The following is a 21,164-nucleotide window of genomic DNA, read 5'->3' as shown; positions in this document are numbered from 1 at the left end:
ACTGGCCATGATCACCCAGGCCGGGAGGGTCGGCCACCGCAACAAGAACGCGCACCGCCGAATCAGCAGGTCACCGCGGGGCGACCGGATCCCGTCGTTACGCGAGCGAGACCAGATCGGCGAAGTCGGCGCTCCAGGTGTCCTCGGTGCCGTCGGGCAGGATGATCACCTTGTCGGGGTTCAGTGCGTGCACCGCGCCCTCGTCGTGGGTCACCAGCACGATCGCGCCCTGGTAGGTGCGCAGCGCCTCGAGCACCTGCTCGCGGCTGGCCGGGTCCAGGTTGTTGGTCGGCTCGTCCAGCAGCAGCACGTTGGCGCCGGAGACCACCAGCGTGGCCATCGCCAGCCGGGTGCGCTCACCACCGGACAGCGTGCCGGTCCGCTGGTCGACGGCGTCGCCGGAGAAGAGGAAGGCGCCGAGGATCTTCCGCAGCTCGGTGTCGGTGCTCCCCGGAGCCGAGGACCGCATGTTCTCCAGCAGCGTGCGGTCCATGTCGATCGTCTCGTGCTCCTGCGCGTAGTACCCGACCCGCAGCCCGTGCCCGGCCTTGACCTCGCCGGTGTCCGGCTGCTCGGTGCCGGCCAGCATGCGCAGCAGGGTGGTCTTGCCCGCGCCGTTGAAGCCGAGGACGACGACCCGGGTGCCCTTGTCGATGGCCAGGTCGACGCCGGTGAAGATCTCCAGCGAGCCGTAGCTCTTGCTGAGGTGCTCGGCGGTGAGCGGCGTCCTGCCGCACGGGGCCGGCGTCGGGAAGCGCAGCTTCGCGACCTTGTCCTGCACCCGCACCTGCTCCAGGCCCGCGGCCAGTCGCTGGGCGCGCTTGTCCATGCTCTGCGCGGCCTTGGACTTGGTGGCCTTGGCCCGCATCTTGTCCGCCTGGGCGGAGAGTGCGTCGATCTTCTTCTCGGCGTTGGCGCGCTCGGACCGGCGGCGTCGCTCGTCGGTCTCCCGGGCGTCCAGGTACCGCTTCCAGCCGAGGTTGTAGACGTCGACCGTGGCGCGGTTGGCGTCCAGGTGCCACACCTTGTTGACGACGGCGGCCAGCAGCTCGACGTCGTGGCTGATGACGATGAGCCCGGCGCGGTGGCTGGCCAGGTAGCCCTTGAGCCAGACGATGGAGTCGGCGTCCAGGTGGTTGGTGGGCTCGTCGAGCAGCAGCGTGTCGGCGTCGGAGAAGAGGATCCGGGCCAGCTCGACGCGGCGGCGCTGGCCGCCGGAGAGGGTGCGCAGCGGCTGCTGGAGCACCCGGTCGGGCAGGCCGAGGTTGGTGCAGATCCGGGCGGCGTCGCTCTCCGCGGCGTACCCGCCGAGTGCGGCGAACTGGTCCTCCAGCCGCCCGTACTGCCGGACGGCGCGGTCCATCTCGGCGTCGTCGGCGGGCTCGGCCATCGCCACCTGCGCCTTGGTCAGCTGCGCCTTCAGCACGTCCAGGCCGCGGCCGGACAGCACCCGGTCGCTGGCGGTGATGTCGAGGTCGCCGCTGCGCGGGTCCTGCGGGAGGTAGCCGAGCTCACCGGTCACGTCGACCTTGCCGGCGTGCGGCACGCGCTCCCCGGCGAGGGTGGTCAGGGTCGTCGTCTTGCCAGCACCGTTGCGCCCGACCAGCCCGATGCGGTCACCGGGCTGGACCCGCAGATCGGCTTCGCTGATGAGGATCCGGGAGCCGGCACGCAGCTCGAGGCCGGTCGTCGTGATCACTGACCCCATGATAGGCGCTCGACCGCCATCGGCCGACCGGATTGCCAGGTGACCTCCACGTCACCTGGGGTACGCAGGGCACCAGCCGTGGTCGCACGCGACGGTCCAGACAGCGGAGGTGAGCGGTGCCCGGCAGCCCTGAGGTGGTCTACCCACCGCCACTGGGCCGTCCCCCGCCGACCACGGCGCCGACGGACGCGGCGCCGACCGACACCGGCACCGGCACCGGCGACGTCGCACCCCAGCAGGTGCTCCTCGGCGCCGGCGCGGTCGCCGTGGTCGCCGCCGGCGCGGCCACGCTCACCGACGCCGGTTCCGTCCCGGGCCTCCTCGTGGTCGCCCTGCTCACCGTCGCCGCGACCCTGGGGTCGCTGCGCGCGGGGCGCCGGGGCCTCCGCAGCAGCGAGGAGGCGCTCGCCTCCGCCGCCGTGGTGCTCGCCGCGGTGGCCGCGTGGTCGGCCGGGGACGGCCCCGGCGGCCCGAGCGCGGTGCTGCTGTCCCTGCTCGCCGCGGTCTTCGTCGTCCTCGGCCTGATCCCGCGGACGACGCTCACCTGGCCGATCGCCGCCTGGGGAGCCGGGCAGGGGGCGGTGCTGAGCGCGCTGACCGGCTCCGGGCTGTCGCTGGCCCCGCACGCCTCCGCCGTGCTGGCCACCGCCGTCGCCGGGCTGGTGATCACGCTGGCCGTCCGCCGGGCCGTCGCGGTGGTCACCCTGGTCACCGCGGCCGCCTGGTGGGTGACGGGGGTCGTGGAGGCCACCGCCCACGTGTGGACGACGGAGTCGGTCGCCGCCGCGCTGGTGCCCTCCGCGCTGATGCTGCTGGCGGCCGGTGCGCTGCTCGCGCTGCCCCGACGAGCGGACCTGCGGCCCGTGCTGGGTCCCCCGGCCGCCGTCCCGGTGTCGGCCGGGCTGGTGACCGGGGCCGCCGTCGCCGGCCTGCTGCAGGCTGCGGGGCCGGTCGGGGTGATGACCAGCGGCTACCTCGGCCTGGCGCTCGCGACGGTGGTCGGTGCGGTGGCCTCCCCGGGACCGTCCCGCCTGCTCCGCCCGTCGGGTCTCGCCGCCGCCGCGGTGCTCACCGGGCTGGCCGTCGTGCAGCTGCTCGGGTCGGGACGCTGGACGGCGCTGGCTGCCCTGGTCGCGGTCGCCGCCGTCCCCGCGCTGGTGGTCGCCGCCCGGCGGCCCAGCGACCGCCGGTGGGCGCTGCCGGTCGTGGTGGGCTGCCTGGCCGCCGCCGTGCTGCTGGCCGAGGCCGACGGCAGTCTCGGGTCGGCGCCGGCCGGTCAGCTGCTGGTGCTGTGGTGCCTGCTGGCCCTCGGCGCCGCGACCGCCCTGCGCGGGCAGCCCGCGGAGCTGCCGTTGACCTGGACGGCCGCGGCGGTCGCCGCTGCCGGGCTGGCGCACCTGGCCGGCACCGGGCACCTGCCCGGCCTGGCCCTCGCCCTGGCCGTCGTCGGCGTGGGCTTCATCGCCTCCGGCACGGTCACCGACCGGACACCCGTCCGGGCCGGTGGGTGCACCGCGCTGGTCCTGGCCGCCTGGCTGGCCGCCGGCAGCGCCGGGATCGGCGTGCCGGAGGCCTACACGCTCCCGGCCGCCATGGTGCTGTGGCTGTACTCAGGACGACGGCTGGCCCGCGGCGCGTCCTGGCCGGCCTGGGGCCCGGGACTGGTGGTCGCCTTCGTCCCGTCGGTCTGGCTGGCGGCCACCGAGCCGGACCTGCTGCGGCTGGTGCTGGTCGTCCTCGCCGCCACGCTCTCCGCGACCGCGGGCAGCCGCTGGCAGGTGCAGGCCCCGCTGGTGGTCGGTGCCGCGTCGTTGACCGCGGTGGCCCTCGGGCGGCTGGTCGTCCACCTGCCCCTGACCGGCCTGCTCGCCGTCGGGGCGGCCGGCGCTGTCCTGCTCGCCGCGGGCGCGGTCTACGAGCAGCGCCGGACACGCGCCCGCGCAGCCCTCGCCCGCGTCACTGACCTGCGCTGACGCTGTCGTTACAGCAGCTGTAATCAGTGACATCAGGCCTGGACGCGGCAGAGATGCGGACCTGAGCCCGATGAGGCCTCGGGTCAGGAGCCGAAGAGGACCTCGGCGCCGACCGGGCGCCAGTCCGCCGCCAGGAACGACCGCAGCGAGGCGGTGTTGGCCGGGGCGACCTGCGCCCACAGCGGCTCACCGCCGGGCACCAGCGCCGGGGCCGCAGCAGCCAGCGCGGTGCCCAGACCACGGCCCTGGGCCGACGGGTGCACCTCCACACTGGCCTCCCACCGGCCGGCGACACCACGGCCCAGGACCAGCAGGGCGGCGCTGTCCGGCGTCGTCCACACCCGCACGCCGGAGCGGTGCCGCAGCGCCCGCCGCACCCTCGGGTGCTCGCCGGGGGCGACCTCCCCGAGCTCCAGGCCCGGGCGCACCGGGGCCGGCGGGGCGATCAGCAGCGCGTCCAGCACCCCGGGCTCCGCGCCCACCCGGTCGGCCAGCGCCGACAGGAAGCGGGCCCCCAGCGGCGCTTCGATCGGCTCGCGTGCGACCTGCGCGGCCACCCAGCCCGGGTCGACATCGGCCGCCACGACGTGCCAGCCGGTCCCTCCGACGACGAGTGCCGGCGCCCGCCGTCCGTCGAGGAGGGCAGGCGCCGGCACGGTCGTGACACTCGCAGCAGCCGGCGGGGTCTCCCCCACGGCCAGCTGGTCGAGCAACGTGCGCAACTGCAGGACTAGACCCGGAAGCCGAGGGCCCGCAGCTGCTCGCGGCCGTCGTCGGTGATCTTGTCCGGGCCCCACGGCGGCATCCAGACCCAGTTGATCCGGATGTCGCCGACCAGGCCGGGGCCGGGGCCGCCGGTGAGGGCCTGGCGGGCCTGGTCCTCGATCACGTCGGTCAGCGGGCAGGCCGCCGACGTCAGCGTCATGTCGATGATCGCCACGTTGGCGTCGGTGTCGACGTCCAGCCCGTAGACGAGACCGAGGTCGACGACGTTGACGCCCAGCTCGGGGTCGACGACGTCGCGCATGGCCTCCTCGAGGTCCTCGATCAGGGCGGACTTGCCGCCGTACAGGCCGGCGTCGGGGGTGGTGGGCTCGGTCATCTCAGTTCGCCTCATTCGTCGTGGAGAGGGCGCGGGCGCTCGCGTCCTTCAGCGCCATCCAGCTCATCAGTGCGCACTTGACCCGCGCCGGGTACTTCGAGACGCCGGCGAACGCCACGGCGTCCTCCAGGTCGTCCTCGAGCTCCTCGGCCACGGTCGCGTTGCCCTTGCTCTGCATCAGCGTCATGAACTGCTCGCCGGTGTGCATCGCCTCGGTCACGCTCTTGCCGATCACCAGGTCGTACATCGCCGAGACCGAGGCCTGGCTGATCGAGCAGCCCATGCCCTCGTAGGAGACGTCGGCGATGGTCTCGCCCTCCAGGTGCACCCGCAGGGTGACCTCGTCACCACACGTCGGGTTGACGTGGTGCACCTCGGCCTCGAACGGGTCGCGGAGTCCGCGCCCGTGGGGGTTCCGGTAGTGGTCCAGGATGATGTCCTGGTACATCGACTGCAGCTGCATCACTTCACCTCGCTGGGTGCAACACCGAAGAAGCGCTGGGCTTCCCGCACGCCCTCGACGAGTGCGTCGACGTCGTCGTACCCGGTGTGCACGTAGAACGTCGCCCGGGTGGTGGCCGGGACGCCGTACCGGCGCACGACCGGCCAGGCGCAGTGGTGCCCGACCCGGACGGCGATGCCGAGGTCGTCGAGGACCTGGCCGACGTCGTGCGGGTGGACGCCCTCGACGGTGAAGCTGATCGCTCCCCCGCGGGCCACGGTGTCCGGCGGGCCGATCACGGTGACGCCGGGGATGGCCTGCAGCTGGGCCAGCGCGTACTCGGTGAGGGCCTCCTCATGGGCCTGCACCGCGTCCATGCCGAGTCGCTGCAGGTACTCCACGGCGGCGGCGAGCCCGATGACCTGCGCGGTCATCGGCACGCCGGCCTCGAAGCGCTGCGGCGGGGGCATGAACGTGCTGCCCTCCATCCGGACGACCTCGATCATCGAGCCGCCGGTGAGGAAGGGCGGCAGCGCGTCGAGCACGTCGTAGCGGCCCCACAGCACGCCGACCCCGGTCGGGCCGAGCATCTTGTGCCCGGAGAACACCAGGAAGTCCGCACCGAGCTCGGTGACGTCGACCCGCTGGTGCGGCACCGACTGGGCGCCGTCCACCAGCACCAGGGCGCCGACCTCCCGGGCCCGGGCGACGATGTCGCCCAGCGGGTTGATCGTGCCCAGGATGTTCGACTGCTGGGTCACCGCGACGAGCTTGGTGCGCTCGTTCACCACGGTGGCCAGGTCCGACAGGTCGAGCCGGCCGTCGTCGGTGAGCCCGAGCCAGCGCAGGGTCGCCCCCGTCCGCTCGCACAGCTGCTGCCAGGGCAGCAGGTTCGCGTGGTGCTCCATCTCGGTCACGACGATCTCGTCGCCCTGACCGACGGCGTACCGGCGGAACTCCGGCTCCTTGGCGGTCGCTGCGTTGGACAGCGCGTAGGCGACCAGGTTGATCGCCTCGGTGCTGTTCCGGGTGAAGACGACCTCGTTCTCCGGCGCCCCGATGAACGCCCCGATGGTGGTGCGCGCCGCCTCGTAGGCCGCGGTGGCCTCCTCGGCGAGCTGGTGCGCACCCCGGTGCGGAGCGGCGTTGACGTTCTCGTAGAACCACCGCTCGGCGTCCAGGACGCTGGTCGGCTTCTGCGAGGTCGCGCCCGAGTCGAGGTAGACCAGCCGCTTCCCGTCCCGGACGGTGCGGGACAGGATCGGGAAGTCCGCCCGGATCGCCTCGACGTCCAGCGGGAGCGGCACCTGGCGCGCCCCCACGGGACGCGAGACGGTCTCGGTCATGCGGATGCAGCCTCGCTGGCAGCCTGCTCGTTGGAGTCCTTGACGTAGGCGGCGTAGCCGTCGTCCTCGAGCTTCTGCGCGAGCTCCGGGCCACCCTCGTCGACGACCCGGCCGGCGACGAAGACGTGCACGAAGTCGGGCTTGATGTACTTGAGGATCCGCGTGTAGTGCGTGATCAGCAGGACGCCGACCGGGCTGTCGGCCTTGGCCCGGTTTACGCCCTCGGAGACGACGCGGAGCGCGTCGACGTCCAGGCCGGAGTCGGTCTCGTCGAGGATCGCCATCTTCGGCTTGAGGAGGCGCATCTGCAGGATCTCGTGGCGCTTCTTCTCACCACCGGAGAAGCCCTCGTTGACGTTGCGCTCGGCGAACGCGCTGTCCATCTCGAGCGCGGTCATCTCGGTGCGCACGTCCTTGACCCAGGTGCGCAGCTTCGGCGCCTCGCCGGTGATCGCGGTGGCCGCGGTGCGCAGGAAGTTCGACACCGAGACGCCGGGGACCTCGACCGGGTACTGCATGGCCAGGAACAGGCCGGCCCGGGCGCGCTCGTCGACGGTCATCGCGAGGACGTCCTCGCCGTCGAGGGTCACGGTGCCACCGGTGATCGTGTACTTGGGGTGCCCGGCGATCGAGTAGGCCAGGGTCGACTTGCCGGACCCGTTGGGGCCCATGATCGCGTGGGTCTCGCCTGCGCGGACGGTCAGGTCGACGCCGCGGAGGATCTCCTTGGTCTCGTCCCCGTCACCGACGGTGACGTGCAGGTTGCGGATCTCCAGCACGCTCCCGGCCGAGAGGCCGGTGGCGGTGGGAGTGGCGGTGGGGCTGGTCACGGGGTTCTCGCTCCTCAGTGGCTGGCCGCGGCGAGGGGGGCGTCGACGTCCACCAGGACGTCGTCACCCTCCACCCGGACCGGGTAGACGGGGACCGGCTCGGTGGCCGGGAGGTTCGTGGGCTGGCCGGTGCGCAGGTCGAAGCACGAGCCGTGCAGGGCGCACTCGATGGTGGGCGCCCCATCGACGTCGTCGACGTCGCCGTCGGTCAGCGGGACGTCGGCGTGCGAGCAGACGTCCTGGATCGCGTAGACCTCACCGTCGAGCTGGACGACGGCGACGTCGATGTCGGCGAGCTCGATCCGCAGGGAGCCCTCCTCGGGCACCTCGGACAGCGCGCAGACCCGCTCGTACGTCACGCGCCGACCTCGACCGGCTGCTCCTCGAGGTCCGGAAGGGCACCGAGGCGGGCCTCGATGGTGCCCATCAGCCGGTCCTGCAGGGCGGGGACGCCGATGTGCTGCACGACGTCGGCGAAGAAGCCGCGCACCACGAGGCGGCGGGCCGTCTCGGCGTCGATCCCACGAGAGCAGAGGTAGAACAGCTGCTCGTCGTCGAACCGGCCGGTGGCGCTGGCGTGACCGGCGCCGACGATCTCGCCGGTCTCGATCTCCAGGTTCGGCACCGAGTCGGCGCGGGCGCCGTCGGTGAGCACCAGGTTGCGGTTCAGCTCGTAGGTGTCCGTGCCGGTCGCCGCCGGGCGGATCCGCACGTCGCCGACCCAGACGGTGTGCGCCTTCTCCCCCTGCAGCGCGCCCTTGTAGACGACGTTGCTGCGGCAGTTCGGCGTGCCGTGGTCGACCCAGAGCCGGTGCTCCTGGTGCTGGGTCTCGTCGGCGAAGTACACGCCGTAGAGGTCCGCGGAGCCGCCGGGACCGGCGTACTGCACGTTGCTGACCAGCCGAACCAGGTCGCCGCCGAGGGTGACCACGACCTGCTTGAACGAGGCGTCCCGGCCGACGACGGCGTCGAACTGCCCGCCGTGCACCGTGCCCGGCGCCCAGTCCTGCACCGAGACGACGGTCAGCTGCGCACCGTCGCCGAGCAGGAAGGCGACCCCGCCGGAGTAGCGGGCCAGCCCCGAGTGGTCGAGGACGACGGTCGCCTGCGCGAACGCCCCGACCTCGACGACCAGCTGGCCCCAGACGACGTCGTCACTGCCGGTGCCGGCGAGGCCCAGGGTCGCCGGGCGGTCGAGCACGGCCTCCTTGGCGATCCGGAGCACGGCTGCGCCGCCGCTGCGCTGACGGGTCAGCGCGGCCAGCCGGTCGACCGGCTCGGGCAGGCCCTTGAGCAGCGGGTCGCCGGCCTCGACCGAGGTCAGCTCCGCCCCCTCGGGCAGGTCGGACTCCCACGTCAGGTGGGCGTCCGACGGTGCGCCGTCCAGCAGTGCGCGGACGCGGCGCATCGGGGTGAAGCGCCACTCCTCCTCGCGACCGGTCGGGGCGCCGAACGCCTCCGGGTCGGTGGAGGTGAACCGCTCGGCCGGCGAGCCGGTGGGCGCCGGCCCGCCGTGCGAGTGCGACCCGGGGGGCGTGTCGCCGGCGGTGCCGGTGCCGGCCGCCGGGGTGGTCGGGGGGCCGGCCTGGGCACCCACGCCGGGAGCGAAGAGCTCCCCGGCGAGGGTGGCCGAGTCGGTGGTCAGGGTGGTCTGGTCGTCAGTTGCCGACATCAGCCGACGGCACCTTCCATCTGGAGCTCGATCAGGCGGTTGAGCTCGAGCGCGTACTCCATCGGCAGCTCGCGGGCGATGGGCTCGACGAAGCCGCGGACGACCATCGCCATCGCCTCGTCCTCGGAGAGCCCTCGGCTCATCAGGTAGAACAGCTGGTCGTCGCTGACCCGGGAGACGGTCGCCTCGTGGCCCATCGACACGTCGTCCTCGCGGACGTCGACGTAGGGGTAGGTGTCCGAGCGGCTGATGGTGTCGACCAGCAGTGCGTCGCACTTCACCGTCGACTTCGAGCCGTAGGCGCCCTCGTCGACCTGGACCAGCCCGCGGTAGGAGGTACGGCCACCACCGCGCGCCACCGACTTCGACACGATCGTCGAGGAGGTGTGCGGGGCGGCGTGCACCATCTTGGCGCCGGCGTCCTGGTGCTGACCCTCACCGGCGAAGGCGATGGACATGACCTCGCCCTTGGCGTGCTCACCGGTCATCCACACGGCCGGGTACTTCATCGTCACCTTGGAGCCGATGTTGCCGTCGACCCACTCCATGGTCGCGCCCTCGTGGGCCACGGCCCGCTTGGTGACCAGGTTGTAGACGTTGTTCGACCAGTTCTGGATGGTCGTGTACCGGCAGCGCGCGTTCTTCTTGACGATGATCTCGACGACCGCGGAGTGCAGCGAGTCGGTCTTGTAGATCGGCGCGGTGCAGCCCTCGACGTAGTGCACGTAGGCGCCCTCGTCGATGATCATCAGGGTGCGCTCGAACTGGCCCATGTTCTCGGTGTTGATCCGGAAGTAGGCCTGCAGCGGGATCTCCACGTGGACGCCCTTGGGCACGTAGATGAACGAGCCACCGGACCACACCGCGGTGTTCAGCGCGGAGAACTTGTTGTCCCCGGCCGGGATGACCGAGCCGAAGTACTCGCGGAACAGCTCGGGCTGCTCGCGCAGCGCGGTGTCGGTGTCCAGGAACAGGACGCCCTGCTCCTCCAGGTCCTCACGGATCTTGTGGTAGACGACCTCGGACTCGTACTGGGCCGCCACACCGGAGACCAGCCGCTGCTTCTCCGCCTCCGGGATGCCCAGCTTGTCGTAGGTGTTCTTGATGTCGTCGGGCAGGTCCTCCCACGAGGTGGCCTGCGCCTCGGTCGACCGCACGAAGTACTTGATGTTCTGGAAGTCGATGCCGGAGAGGTCGGACCCCCAGTCGGGCATGGGCTTCTTCCCGAAGATCTTCAGCGCCTTCAGCCGCCGCTCGAGCATCCACTCGGGCTCGTTCTTGCGGCGCGAGATGTCGCGGACGACGTCCTCGTTGATGCCGCGGGTGGCCGAGGCGCCGGCGGCGTCGGTGTCCGACCAGCCGTACTTGTAGCGGCCGAGCGCGTCGATCGTCTCGTCCTGCGTCATCGGCGCGCTGGGCACCGGCTGCGTGGTGGTCATGCGGGGGTCCTCTCCCGGTCGATCGAGGGGGTGGTGCGAGTGCTGGCGCCGGCGCCGGAGGGCGCAGCGCGACCAGCAGGTACAGGGCGTGCAGGGGTGGCTTTGTTCCCGACGCGGAGTCCGGCCCGGAGGGCGAGCTGCGCGGGGATGTGGGTGGTGCAGATCCCGTCGCCGTGGGCGATCGTGGCCAGCCGCTGGACGTGCGTGCCGACCAGCCGGCTGATCACCGCCGTCTCAGCCTCGCACAGCTGCGGGAACTCGGCTGCGACGTGGGCGACCGGGCAGTGGTGCTGGCACAGCTGCCCGCCGCTGGAGATCGCCGAGGCGGTCGCGGCGTAGCCCTCGGCGGTCAGCGCGACGGCGAGCACCTGCGCCCGGTCGACCTCACCGGCGCCCGGTTCAGCCTCTTCCAGCGCGGACTCGACGGCGGTGGAGCATCGCTGTGCCAGCCCGGAGAGCTGCTGCTCGGCGACGGCGCGGACGGCGTCCGGCCCACCGTGCTCGGCGACGAACCGCAGGGCCGTGAGCGCCAGGTCGTCGTAGGCGTGCGGGAAGGACTCCCGGCCGGCGTCGGTGAGGGCGAACCGGCGGGCAGGCCGACCCCTCCCCCGCTGACCGCCGGGTGCCTCGCGCTCGGTGACCCGGCCCGCGGCGACCAGGCCGTCGAGGTGCCGGCGCACCGCGGCCGGGGAGATGCCCAGCCGACCGGCGAGCTCTGCGGCCGTCTGCGGGCCGTGCTCGAGGAGGAGGCTGCTCACCCGGTCACGGGTGCGCCCGTCCTCGGCCGGCGCACCGGCGGAGGGGACGGCGGCTCGGGCCGCAGCGGATTCCACAACACGATTGTGTGCTTAATCGGCGAGCTTGCAAGGAAGGTCGGCCTTACCTGCGGGCTCCCGGAGAGGCGCGTCACACGGCGAGCGGAACCGCCCAGGTGGGCCGCTGCCGGATCGGTCGGACAGGCGGCGGGGAGCCCCGCGGTCAGTAGCATCGGTGCCGTGTCGGTCCTTCCCTCGCGGGTGCGCAACTCGACGGTCTCCCGGCTGGCGCTGGCCAGCGTCGTCGCCAACGGCCTGATCGTCCTCACCGGCGGGTTCGTCCGGCTCACCGACTCAGGGCTGGGCTGCCCGACCTGGCCCCGGTGCACCGAGGACAGCTTCACCACGACGCCGGAGCTCGCCGCCCACGGCGTCATCGAGTTCGGCAACCGACTGCTGACCTTCGCCCTGGTGGCCATCGCCGCGGCCACGCTGATCGCGGTCCTCCGGTCCGCCCGCCGCGACCTCCGCCGGCTGGCCGTACTGGCGTTCCTGGGCATCCCCGCACAGGGCGTGGTGGGCGGGATCACCGTGCTCACCGGCCTCAACCCGTACACGGTCGCCGCGCACTTCCTGGTCTCCACCGCCCTCGTGGCCCTGACGACCGTCATGTGGCTGCGGTCCCGGGAGCCGGGGGTGGGCCAGCTGGTCGTGCGCCGCCCCTTCGCCCTGCTGGTGTACGGCATCGCGGCCACCACCGCGGTGGTCCTGGTGCTCGGCACCGTGGTCACCGGCAGCGGCCCGCACAGCGGCGACCCCGAGGCCGGCCGCACCGGCTTCGACCCGGCGCTGATGAGCCAGCTGCACGCCGACGCCGTCTTCCTGCTGCTCGGACTGACGATCGCGCTGCTGGTGGCGCTGTACGCCACCGACTCCCCCGGCCGGGTCCGCCGGGCCGCCCGCGACCTGCTGGTCGTCCTGCTGGCCCAGGGCGTGGTCGGCTACGTGCAGTACTTCACCGGGTTGCCCATCCTGCTGGTGCTGCTGCACATGGCCGGCGCGGTGCTGACCACCGCCTACGCCGCCCGGCTGGTGTGGTCGGTGCGTGGTCCGGCCACCGAGCTGCCGGTCGAGACCTCACCGGAGCGCGCCGCCGCCACCCACTGACGGGGCCGCTCGGCGCCGGCCAGGCGACGAGCCCGCTCGATGGAGAGCGGCCGCACCCCGTGCGTGGCTCGGCCCCCGGCTCCGGTGATGTGCAGCTGCGGCTGGTCCAGAGGTCAAGACCGGCCGCGGGTGCACATCACCTCACCCGCTCACCGCCGCGCGGTGGGTGAGTGCGTCCCCCGTCAGACGAGGACGTCGGCCACCAGGGCGATCGACAGCAGCGTCATGTAGGTGATCGACACCGAGAACAGCCGCATCGGACGGTCCGGGACACCCGCCTTGATCCGCCGCAGCCAGGCGTGCGACTCCGCGACGTACCAGGCGCCCAGGCCCAGGGTGGCGATCCCGGTGACCCAGCCCAGCTGCGGCGTCGCCGGCACCATGAGCAGCGAGGTGCCCAGCGTGCCCCAGGCCCAGGCGACGGACTGGCGCCCGACGGTGACCGGCCCGGCGACCACCGAGAGCATCGGCACCCCGGCCCGGAAGTAGTCGAAGCGGAACCGGCTGGCCAGCGCCCAGAAGTGCGGCATCTGCCAGCAGAAGACGATGCCGAAGAAGACGAAGGCGGGCCAGTCCAGCGAACCCGTGACCGCGGCCCAACCGATCAGCACCGGCGCGGCACCCGGCAAACCACCGAACACGGTGTTGTGCCTGGTCCGACGCTTCAGCACCATCGTGTAGAGCACCGAGTAGGCCAGCACCGCGGCGGCCGCGAGAGCCGTGGCCAGCGGCGTGGTGAACAGGCCGAGCAGGACCAGCGAGACCCACGCCAGCAGCACACCGAAGACCAGCGCGTTGCGGGGCGCGATCACCCCGCTGGGGATCGGCCGGTCGCGGGTGCGCGACATCAGCCGGTCGATGTCCCGGTCGTACCAGCAGTTGATCGTGTTGGCGGCCCCGGCGGCGAGCATGCCGCCGACCAGGGTGGCCACGACCAGGCCGGTGCCCGGCCAGCCGCCGGCCGCGAGCATCATCGCCGGCAGCGTGGTGACCAGCAGCAGCTCGACCAGCTTCGGCTTGGTCAGCGACACGTAGGCGGCCACCGTCGCGCGGGCGGAACGCACCGGCCGGGCCCGACCGACGGAACGGTCGGCGATCGCCGTCACCGGGGGCCCAGGAGCGCAGCGTCGCGCGGGCAGCAGGGCACCACGAGGTCCTTCTCCGCCGGGGATGGGGTAGCCCGCCCACTGTAGCCCGGCCCACCTACGGGGAATGGCCGGACACCACTAGGGTTTGATCACGTTGACTCTGCGCGTGATGCGGGTAGGGCGGACGTCGAGGACGACGGCGCGCCCACGCTCACGACCTCCGACCGCGCCGACCGGGGCGGCCGTGGTGCGCATCGTCGTCCGCCCGGGGTGAACTGCCCCCGCGCCCCCGGGCGGGTCCGACACCGACCGATCCCCGAGGGAGCTCCGAGCGCCACATGACCAGCGACAACGGAACCAAGAGCACCGCAGCCGAGGCCCCCGCCGAGGCCGCCACCGACTCCTCGACCGGCTCGCCCCGCCAGCCCAGCCCGACCCTCCCCGAGGGCCTCGGCGACCTGGACCGCGCGGCCATCGACACCGCGCGCGTCCTGGCCATGGACGCGGTGCAGAAGGTCGGCAACGGCCACCCCGGCACCGCGATGAGCATGGCCCCGGTCGCCTACCTGCTGTTCCAGAAGTGGCTCAAGCACGACCCCAGCGACCCGAACTGGGCCGCCCGCGACCGCTTCGTGCTCTCCATGGGCCACTCCAGCCTGACCCTGTACGTCCAGCTCTACCTCGCCGGTTACGGCCTGGAGCTGGAGGACCTGCAGGCGCTGCGCACCTGGGGCTCCAAGACCCCGGGCCACCCCGAGGTCGGGCACACCGCCGGCGTGGAGACCACCACCGGCCCGCTGGGCCAGGGCGTCGGCAACGCGGTCGGCATGGCCATGGCCGCCCGCCGCGAGCGCGGCATGCTGGACCCCGACGCCCCCGAGGGCGAGAGCCTGTTCGACCACACCATCTGGGCCTTCGCCTCCGACGGTGACATGGAGGAAGGCGTCAGCGGCGAGGCGTCCTCGCTGGCCGGCACCCAGGAGCTCGGCAACCTCGTCCTGGTCTACGACGACAACAAGATCTCGATCGAGGACGACACCACCGTCGCCTTCACCGAGGACGTCGGCGCCCGCTACGCCGCCTACGGCTGGCACGTCCAGCACGTCGACGACGGCGAGGACCTGGCCGCCGTGGACGCTGCCTTTGCCGCCGCCAAGGCCGAGACCACCCGCCCGTCGATCATCGTGCTGCGCACGGTCATCGGCTGGCCGTCGCCGAACAAGCAGAACACCGGCGCCGTGCACGGCTCGGCGCTCGGCGACGACGAGGTCAAGGCGACCAAGGAGATCCTCGGGTTCGACCCGGAGAAGACCTTCGAGGTCGCCCCCGAGGTCATCGAGCACACCCGCAAGGCCGTCACCCGCGGCCAGCAGGCGCACGCCGAGTGGCAGCACCGGTTCGACGCCTGGACCGCCGCCAACCCCGAGGGCGCCGCCCTGATGGAGCGGATGAGCAGCCGCACGCTCCCCGAGGGCTGGGCGGAGGAGCTCCCGTCCTGGGACGCCGACCCCAAGGGCGTCGCCACCCGCAAGGCCTCCGGTGAGGTCCTCGCCGCCCTCTACCCCGAGCTCCCCGAGCTGTGGGGCGGGTCGGCCGACCTCGCCGAGAGCAACAACACCGCGGTCAAGGGCGAGCCCTCGTTCCTGCCGGCCAGCCGCCAGACCAAGATGTGGTCCGGTGGCCCCTACGGCCGCACGCTGCACTTCGGTGTCCGTGAGCACGCCATGGGCGCGGTCATGAACGGCATCGCGCTGCACGGCGGCACCCGCGTCTACGGCGGCACCTTCCTCACGTTCTCCGACTACATGCGTGGCGCGGTGCGGCTCGCCGCTCTCATGCAGCTGCCGGTCACCTACGTGTGGACCCACGACTCGATCGGCCTGGGCGAGGACGGCCCGACCCACCAGCCGATCGAGCACTACGCCGCGCTGCGCGCCATCCCGGGGCTGGACTTCGTCCGCCCGGCCGACGCCAACGAGACCGCAGTGGCCTGGCGCACGATCCTCGAGCACAACGACCGGCCCGCCGGTCTGGCGCTGTCCCGGCAGAACCTGCCGGTGTTCGACCGCACCCAGTTCGCCTCGGCGGAGGGCACCGCCAAGGGCGGCTACGTGCTGGCCGAGGCGTCCAACGGCCAGCCCGAGGTGGTGCTCATGGGCACCGGCTCCGAGGTGCAGATCGCGGTGGCCGCCCGGGAGCAGCTCGAGGCCCAGGGCGTGCCCACCCGGGTCGTCTCCCTGCCCTGCTGGGAGTGGTTCGCCGAGCAGGACCAGGCCTACCGCGAGCAGGTGCTGCCCCCGTCGGTCAAGGCGCGGGTCAGCGTCGAGGCCGGGGTGCCGATGGGCTGGCGGGAGTTCGTCGGCGACGCCGGGCGGATCGTCGGGCTCAACCACTACGGCGCCAGCGCGTCCTACTCCAAGCTGTACGAGGAGTTCGGGCTGACCGAGGACGCCGTCGTCGCGGCTGCACGGGAGAGCATCCAGGCCGCTGCCTCCGGCGCCAACCCGCCGAGCGGTGCCGGCGTCTCCCGCGGCGGGGTCTTCAGCTCCGACGCCACCGGCGACCACTGATGGAGGACCCCGCTGCCCCCCACCACTCGCGCGCACGCGGCGGGGCCCTGCAGCGGGGCCACAGAGAACACTCGAGAACTCGTAGCGGCCCCCCACAGCGGGGCTGACCACACCGACAGGAGGGCATGAGATGGCCCAGAACGAGAACCTGGCACAGCTGTCGAAGGCGGGGGTCGCCGTCTGGCTCGACGACCTCTCCCGGGACCGCATCCGCAGCGGCAACCTGCAGTCGCTGGTCGACGAGCAGAGCGTCGTCGGCGTCACCACCAACCCGAGCATCTTCGCCGCGGCGATCAGCGGCTCGGACTCCTACGACGACCAGCTGCACGCCATGGCCGTCCGGAAGGTGAGCGTCGAGGAGGCGCTGCGCACCATCACCGCCGCCGACGTCCGGGACGCCTGCGACCTGCTCGCGCCGGTCGCCGCCCGCACCGGCCGCGACGGCCGGGTGTCGCTCGAGGTGGCCCCCGGGCTGGCTCGGGACACCGACGCGACCGCCGCCGAGGCCGCCCACCTGTGGTGGCTCGTCGACCGGCCCAACCTGTTCATCAAGATCCCGGCGACGGTCGAGGGCCTGCCCGCGATCACCAGCACGATCGCGGCCGGGATCAGCGTGAACGTGACGCTGATCTTCAGCCTCGAGCGCTACCGCGCCGTGATGGACGCCTACCTGGCCGGCCTCGAGCAGCGACTGGCCGAGGACCCGGACGCTTCCTTCGAGGGCATCGAGTCGGTGGCGTCCTTCTTCGTGTCCCGGGTGGACACCGAGATCGACAAGCGCCTGGACGACAGCGGCGCGGACGCCTCGCTCAAGGGCAAGGCCGGCGTCGCCAACGCCCAGCTGGCCTACCAGGCCTACGAGGAGGTCTTCTCCTCCGACCGCTGGAAGGCGCTGGAGGCCAAGGGTGCGAGCAAGCAGCGGCCGCTGTGGGCCTCCACCGGGGTCAAGAACCCCGACTACTCCGACACCCTGTACCTGTCCGAGCTCATCGCCCCGGACACGGTGAACACCATGCCGGAGAAGACGATGCAGGCCTACGCCGACCACGGTCAGGCCGGCACCCCGGTGCAGTCGGCCTACGCGGACGCCGAGAAGGTCATGCAGGCGGTGGCCGACGCCGGCGTCGACCTCGACGACGTGTTCCGCGTCCTCGAGGACGAGGCCGTGCAGAAGTTCGTCGACTCCTGGGACGAGCTGACCGGCTCGGTGCAGGAGCAGCTGCAGGACAAGGCGTGACCGCCGGGGCCCGGGCGGCGGTGCACCTGCCGCCCCCGGGCCCCGCGCTGTCCCGACTGCGCACCACCCTCTGGACACCGTCCGTCGTCCGTTCCGGCGCCGCACCGGACGACGGGCACCCTGCGAGCTGATCGAGGACGGACACGATGCCCACCAACCCGTTGCGCGACCCACGGGACCGGCGGCTGCCCCGGGTCCCCGAGCCCTGCGCCCTGGTCGTCTTCGGGATCACCGGGGACCTCTCGCGCAAGAAGCTCCTCCCCGCCGTCTACGACCTCGCGAACCGGGGCCTGCTGCCCACCAACTTCGCGCTGCTGGGCTTCGCCCGCCGCGACTGGGGCGACGTGGAGTTCTCCGAGCTGGCGCGTTCGGCCGCGCGTGAGCACGCCCGCACCCCGTGGCGCGAGGAGGTGTGGGAGCGGCTGGCGAACAGCGTCCGGTTCGTCCAGGGCTCCTTCGACGACGACGACGCCTTCGACGAGCTGGCCAGCAACCTGGCCGAGCTGGAGGGCAGCCACGGCATCGGCGGCAACGCCGCGTTCTACCTGTCCATCCCGCCGGCGATGTTCCCCACCGTGCTGAAGCAGATGCAGCGCACCGGGATGGCCGAGAGCAGCATGGACCGCTGGCGGCGCGTCGTGGTGGAGAAGCCCTTCGGCACCGACCTGGCCTCCAGCCGCGAGCTGAACGAGCTGGTCGACTCGGTGTTCACCGCCGACGACGTCTTCCGGATCGACCACTACCTGGGCAAGGAGACGGTCCAGAACCTCCTGGCCCTGCGCTTCGCCAACTCGATGTTCGAACCGATCTGGAACGGCCACCACGTCGACTCGGTGCAGATCACCATGGCCGAGGACGTCGGCATCGGCGGGCGGGCCGGGTTCTACGAGAAGACCGGTGCGGCCCGCGACGTCCTGCAGAACCACCTGCTCCAGCTCTTGGCGCTGACCGCCATGGAGGAGCCGGTGGAGTTCTCCGCGGAGGAGATCCGCACCGAGAAGCTGAAGGTGCTCCGGGCGGTCTCCGTCCCGGCGGGCGACGACATGGTCCAGTTCGCCATCCGCGGCCAGTACGAGCAGGGCTGGCTGGCCGGCCAGCGTGCGAACGGCTACCGCCAGGAAGAGGGCGTGGCGACCGACTCCACCACCGAGACCTACGCCGCTGTCCGGCTCGGCGTGGAGACCCGGCGCTGGGCCGGCGTCCCGTTCTACCTGCGCACCGGCAAGCGGCTGCCCCGCCGGGTCACCGAGATCGCCCTGGTGTTCAAGCGGGCGCCGCACCTGCCCTTCGCGCCCACCGACACCGAGGAGCTCGGCCACAACCAGCTCGTCATCCGGGTCCAGCCCGACGAGGGCATGACGCTGAAGTTCGGCTCGAAGGTGCCGGGCAGCGTGATGGAGGTCCGCGACGTCGCGATGGACTTCCTCTACGGCGAGCAGTTCACCGAGGCGAGCCCCGAGGCCTACGAGCGCCTGCTGCTCGACGTGCTGCTCGGCGACGCCACGCTGTTCCCACGGAACGCCGAGGTGGAGGCCTCCTGGGCGGTCATCGACCCGCTCGAGGCGTACTGGGCCTCCACCGAGCCGCACCCGTACCGGGCAGGCGAGTGGGGTCCGCGGGCCGCCGACGCCATGCTCGAGGCCGACGGCCGCCAGTGGCGCCGACCGTGAGCGGCCGCCCATCCACCGCCCGCGCGACTCCCCAGGAGGGGATCTCATGACCACGCTGTGGGACACCACCGGATCCGCGGTGGTCAAGGAACTGGCCGCCCAGCGCCGCACCGGCGGCGCCGTGATGAGCGGGGTGGCACTCACCCTGGTGGTCGTCGCCGACGAGGGCCGGGTCGCGGAGGCCGAGCAGGCCGCGTCCGCCGCAGCCGAGGTGCACCCCTGCCGGCTGCTGGTCGTGGTCCGCCGTCAGGTCGAGGCGCCGGTGCCGCGGCTGGACGCCGAGGTGCTCATCGGTGGCCGGCTGGGCCCGGGCGAGGCCGTCGTCATGCGGATGTACGGCCGGCTGGGTCTGCACGCGGAGTCCGTGGTGCTGCCGCTGCTGGCCGCCGACGCCCCCGTCGTCACCTGGTGGCACGAGGCGCCGCCGGAGCAGATCGCCCGGGACGCGCTCGGCGTGATCGCCGACCGCCGGATCACCGACTCCGCCATGGCCGCCGACCCGGTGGCCGCGCTGCGGGCCCGGGCGCACGACTACGCGCCCGGTGACACCGACCTGGCGTGGACCCGCAGCACCCCGTGGCGGGCGACCCTGGCCTCGACCCTGGACTCGGTCTCCGGTCGCCGTGGCGACTCGGTGCGCGTCCGGGGTGGGCAGGTCGAGGGAGACCCGGAGAGCGCGACCGCCCAACTGGTCGCCGGCTGGCTGTCTGCCCGGTGCGGCTGCGACATCCCGGTGGTCCCCACCGCACGGGTCCCCGGGTCCGCCGGTATCGACAGCGTCGAGCTGCGACTGGACCAGGACGAGGTGGTCCGGGTGCAGGACGACCGCAAGGGCGGCGCGGTCATCAACCAGCCGTTCCGCCCGGAGGCGATCGTCGCGCTGCCCGACCGCAGTCTCGGTGAGCTGATCGGTGAGGAGCTCCGCCGGCTGGACTCCGACGAGCCCTACAGCGAGGCCCTGGAGGCGGTGACCGGGGCGGTTGGTCTCTCCGACCGGCCGGCCTGCCGTGACCACGTCTGGTACGACCCGATGCGGCCGCAGCAGACCTCCGAGCCGGTCAACGGCAACGGCAACGGCAACGGGGCATCGGCTGCGACACCGGCCCCCACGGTGCCCGCCGACTCGGCTGACGCCGACGAGGTGGCCGAGGCCGGCGAGCACGACTCCCCCGCCGACGACACCGCCGAGCAGCGGGCCGTCCAGGCCCCCGATGCACCGTCGGCGGCAGGCGGCAAGGCACCGACCAGGAAGGCGCGCGCACGATGAGCCAGCAGGAGAGTCAGACGCCCGACGTGGTCGTGCGGCCCGACGCCGACCAGCTGGCCCGCTCCGTGGCCTCCGCGCTGGTCGCCCGGCTGGCCGCCGCCCAGGCGGTGCACGGGACGGCGTCGGTGGTGCTCACCGGCGGGGGCATCGGGACGGCGGTGCTCGAACGGGTCGCCGCACTGGCCGCCGAGCCCGAGCACGCCGTCGTCGACTGGGGCCTGGTGGACGTGTGGTGGGGTGACGAGCGCTTCGTGCCGGTCGACCACCCGGACCGCAACGAGCTCGGCGCCCGCGAGTCGCTGCTGACCACGGTGGCGCTGGACCCGGAGCGGGTGCACCCGATCCCCTCCTCCGACGCGGGCTTCGACGAGCCGGAGCAGGCAGCGGCCTGGTACGCCGAGCAGCTCTCCGCAGCCGCAGGTGACGGCGGCACGATGCCCCGGATCGACGTGCTGCTGCTGGGCATGGGGCCGGAGGGCCACGTCGCCTCGATCTTCCCGGAGTCCCCGGCGGCCACCGACGACCGTGCGGTGGTCGCGGTCCGCGACTGCCCGAAGCCGCCGCCGACCCGGGTGAGCCTCGGGTTCGCGGCGATCACCGCGGCGGAGGAGGTGTGGCTGCTGGTCAGCGGCGAGGGCAAGGCCGAGGCCGTCGCCCGGGCACTGTCCGGCGCCGACCCGGTCCAGCTCCCGGCGGCCGGGGCGCGGGGCAAGCAGGCCACCCGCTGGCTGCTGGACACCGCAGCGGCCAGCCAGCTCCCCCGCGCCTGAGCCCAGGACAGCCGACGGCCCGGTCACCCCAGCTGCTCATGGGGTGACCGGGCCGGTGACGTGCTGCAACAGCCCCGCTGCAGGGCCCCGTCGCGAGCTCGCGAGTGGCGGGGGCAGCGCGGGGTACT

General features: G+C 72.9%; 19 protein-coding genes. 8 read left to right on the top strand and 11 right to left on the bottom strand.

Going from position 1 to position 21,164, the window contains the following annotated elements; all coding sequences use genetic code 11:
* Positions 1-97 precede the first annotated feature (97 nt).
* Positions 98-1,708, bottom strand: a complete 1,611-nt coding sequence (locus O2W15_RS23490) for an ABC-F family ATP-binding cassette domain-containing protein (RefSeq protein WP_269181210.1) — start codon at positions 1,706-1,708, stop codon at positions 98-100.
* 116 nt (positions 1,709-1,824) lie between these two features.
* Here O2W15_RS23490 and O2W15_RS23485 point away from each other — a divergent pair, with 116 nt between their 5' ends.
* Positions 1,825-3,681, top strand: coding sequence for an SCO7613 C-terminal domain-containing membrane protein (locus O2W15_RS23485; protein ID WP_269181209.1), 1,857 nt, complete (start codon positions 1,825-1,827; stop codon positions 3,679-3,681).
* Between the two features lie 83 nt (positions 3,682-3,764).
* On the opposite strand, the gene O2W15_RS23480 is transcribed toward O2W15_RS23485, so the two are convergent.
* From O2W15_RS23480 to O2W15_RS23440, 9 genes are read right to left on the bottom strand one after another with little or no spacing between them, the layout of a single operon-like run.
* Positions 3,765-4,403, bottom strand: coding sequence for a GNAT family N-acetyltransferase (locus O2W15_RS23480; protein WP_269181208.1), 639 nt, complete (start codon positions 4,401-4,403; stop codon positions 3,765-3,767).
* An 8-nt stretch (positions 4,404-4,411) separates the two neighbouring features.
* The gene (locus O2W15_RS23475; protein WP_036338662.1) at positions 4,412-4,783 is read right to left on the bottom strand and encodes a metal-sulfur cluster assembly factor; all 372 of its coding nucleotides are present in this window, start codon (positions 4,781-4,783) and stop codon (positions 4,412-4,414) included.
* A 1-nt stretch (position 4,784) separates the two neighbouring features.
* Entirely contained in the window at positions 4,785-5,246 is a 462-nt protein-coding gene (sufU, locus tag O2W15_RS23470; protein ID WP_269165124.1) for a Fe-S cluster assembly sulfur transfer protein SufU, read from the bottom strand.
* Complete coding sequence (locus O2W15_RS23465; RefSeq protein ID WP_269165125.1) at positions 5,246-6,571, bottom strand: cysteine desulfurase; 1,326 nt, start codon at positions 6,569-6,571, stop codon at positions 5,246-5,248. The genes sufU and O2W15_RS23465 overlap by 1 nt, the downstream gene beginning before the upstream one ends.
* Positions 6,568-7,401, bottom strand: a complete 834-nt coding sequence (sufC, locus tag O2W15_RS23460) for a Fe-S cluster assembly ATPase SufC (RefSeq protein ID WP_269165126.1) — start codon at positions 7,399-7,401, stop codon at positions 6,568-6,570. Before sufC ends, O2W15_RS23465 begins: the two co-directional genes overlap by 4 nt.
* 14 nt (positions 7,402-7,415) lie before the next feature.
* Positions 7,416-7,760: a Rieske (2Fe-2S) protein gene (locus O2W15_RS23455; protein ID WP_269165127.1), complete on the bottom strand. Its 345-nt coding sequence runs from the start codon at positions 7,758-7,760 to the stop codon at positions 7,416-7,418.
* Positions 7,757-9,073 (bottom strand): Fe-S cluster assembly protein SufD, encoded by a 1,317-nt coding sequence (gene sufD / locus O2W15_RS23450; protein ID WP_269181207.1) that lies wholly within the window; start codon positions 9,071-9,073, stop codon positions 7,757-7,759. The genes O2W15_RS23455 and sufD overlap by 4 nt, the downstream gene beginning before the upstream one ends.
* Positions 9,073-10,479 carry a Fe-S cluster assembly protein SufB gene (gene sufB / locus O2W15_RS23445; protein ID WP_407937444.1) on the bottom strand — a complete coding sequence of 469 codons (1,407 nt, stop codon included), beginning with the start codon at positions 10,477-10,479 and terminating at the stop codon, positions 9,073-9,075. The genes sufD and sufB overlap by 1 nt, the downstream gene beginning before the upstream one ends.
* Positions 10,480-10,508: 29 nt before the next feature.
* Positions 10,509-11,345, bottom strand: a complete 837-nt coding sequence (locus O2W15_RS23440; RefSeq protein ID WP_269181206.1) for a helix-turn-helix transcriptional regulator — start codon at positions 11,343-11,345, stop codon at positions 10,509-10,511.
* A 162-nt stretch (positions 11,346-11,507) separates the two neighbouring features.
* On the opposite strand from O2W15_RS23440, the gene O2W15_RS23435 reads away from it, so the two are divergent.
* The gene (locus O2W15_RS23435; protein WP_269181205.1) at positions 11,508-12,434 is read left to right on the top strand and encodes a COX15/CtaA family protein; all 927 of its coding nucleotides are present in this window, start codon (positions 11,508-11,510) and stop codon (positions 12,432-12,434) included.
* Positions 12,435-12,616: 182 nt separating this feature from the next.
* Here O2W15_RS23435 and O2W15_RS23430 read toward each other — a convergent pair whose 3' ends face one another.
* Positions 12,617-13,540: a heme o synthase gene (locus O2W15_RS23430; RefSeq protein WP_269165131.1), complete on the bottom strand. Its 924-nt coding sequence runs from the start codon at positions 13,538-13,540 to the stop codon at positions 12,617-12,619.
* A 320-nt stretch (positions 13,541-13,860) separates the two neighbouring features.
* On the opposite strand from O2W15_RS23430, the gene tkt reads away from it, so the two are divergent.
* The 6 genes from tkt to pgl all read left to right on the top strand — a co-directional run bounded on the left by tkt (position 13,861) and on the right by pgl (position 21,036).
* On the top strand, positions 13,861-16,092 hold the full coding sequence (tkt, locus tag O2W15_RS23425) for a transketolase (protein WP_269181204.1): 2,232 nt from the start codon (positions 13,861-13,863) through the stop codon (positions 16,090-16,092).
* 130 nt (positions 16,093-16,222) lie between these two features.
* Positions 16,223-17,329, top strand: coding sequence for a transaldolase (gene tal, locus O2W15_RS23420; RefSeq protein ID WP_269165133.1), 1,107 nt, complete (start codon positions 16,223-16,225; stop codon positions 17,327-17,329).
* The gene (locus O2W15_RS23415; protein WP_269165134.1) at positions 17,326-17,460 is read left to right on the top strand and encodes a hypothetical protein; all 135 of its coding nucleotides are present in this window, start codon (positions 17,326-17,328) and stop codon (positions 17,458-17,460) included. The genes tal and O2W15_RS23415 overlap by 4 nt, the downstream gene beginning before the upstream one ends.
* Before the next feature lie 15 nt (positions 17,461-17,475).
* Positions 17,476-18,999 carry a glucose-6-phosphate dehydrogenase gene (zwf, locus tag O2W15_RS23410; protein ID WP_269181203.1) on the top strand — a complete coding sequence of 508 codons (1,524 nt, stop codon included), beginning with the start codon at positions 17,476-17,478 and terminating at the stop codon, positions 18,997-18,999.
* Between the two features lie 46 nt (positions 19,000-19,045).
* Positions 19,046-20,266 (top strand): glucose-6-phosphate dehydrogenase assembly protein OpcA, encoded by a 1,221-nt coding sequence (locus O2W15_RS23405; protein ID WP_269181202.1) that lies wholly within the window; start codon positions 19,046-19,048, stop codon positions 20,264-20,266.
* Positions 20,263-21,036, top strand: a complete 774-nt coding sequence (gene pgl, locus O2W15_RS23400) for a 6-phosphogluconolactonase (RefSeq protein WP_269181201.1) — start codon at positions 20,263-20,265, stop codon at positions 21,034-21,036. The genes O2W15_RS23405 and pgl overlap by 4 nt, the downstream gene beginning before the upstream one ends.
* Positions 21,037-21,164: the final 128 nt, after the last annotated feature.

This window comes from Modestobacter sp. VKM Ac-2979 (assembly GCF_026967995.1).
Taxonomy (GTDB): Bacteria; Actinomycetota; Actinomycetes; order Mycobacteriales; family Geodermatophilaceae; genus Modestobacter.
The sequence above is the reverse complement of the archived record's forward strand: the minus strand, read 5'-3'. Positions and strand labels throughout refer to the sequence as shown.

Excerpts from the sequence above, each read along its gene's own strand:
- sufD (WP_269181207.1), bottom strand. The coding sequence starts at position 9,073 with ATGTCGGCAACTGACGACCAGACCACCCTGACCACCGACTCGGCCACC.
- O2W15_RS23490 (WP_269181210.1), bottom strand. The coding sequence starts at position 1,708 with ATGGGGTCAGTGATCACGACGACCGGCCTCGAGCTGCGTGCCGGCTCC.
- pgl (WP_269181201.1), top strand. The coding sequence starts at position 20,263 with ATGAGCCAGCAGGAGAGTCAGACGCCCGACGTGGTCGTGCGGCCCGAC.
- O2W15_RS23405 (WP_269181202.1), top strand. The coding sequence starts at position 19,046 with ATGACCACGCTGTGGGACACCACCGGATCCGCGGTGGTCAAGGAACTG.
- sufU (WP_269165124.1), bottom strand. The coding sequence starts at position 5,246 with ATGCAGCTGCAGTCGATGTACCAGGACATCATCCTGGACCACTACCGG.
- tal (WP_269165133.1), top strand. The coding sequence starts at position 16,223 with ATGGCCCAGAACGAGAACCTGGCACAGCTGTCGAAGGCGGGGGTCGCC.
- tkt (WP_269181204.1), top strand. The coding sequence starts at position 13,861 with ATGACCAGCGACAACGGAACCAAGAGCACCGCAGCCGAGGCCCCCGCC.
- O2W15_RS23465 (WP_269165125.1), bottom strand. The coding sequence starts at position 6,571 with ATGACCGAGACCGTCTCGCGTCCCGTGGGGGCGCGCCAGGTGCCGCTC.
- zwf (WP_269181203.1), top strand. The coding sequence starts at position 17,476 with ATGCCCACCAACCCGTTGCGCGACCCACGGGACCGGCGGCTGCCCCGG.
- sufB (WP_407937444.1), bottom strand. The coding sequence starts at position 10,479 with ATGACGCAGGACGAGACGATCGACGCGCTCGGCCGCTACAAGTACGGC.
- O2W15_RS23475 (WP_036338662.1), bottom strand. The coding sequence starts at position 4,783 with ATGACCGAGCCCACCACCCCCGACGCCGGCCTGTACGGCGGCAAGTCC.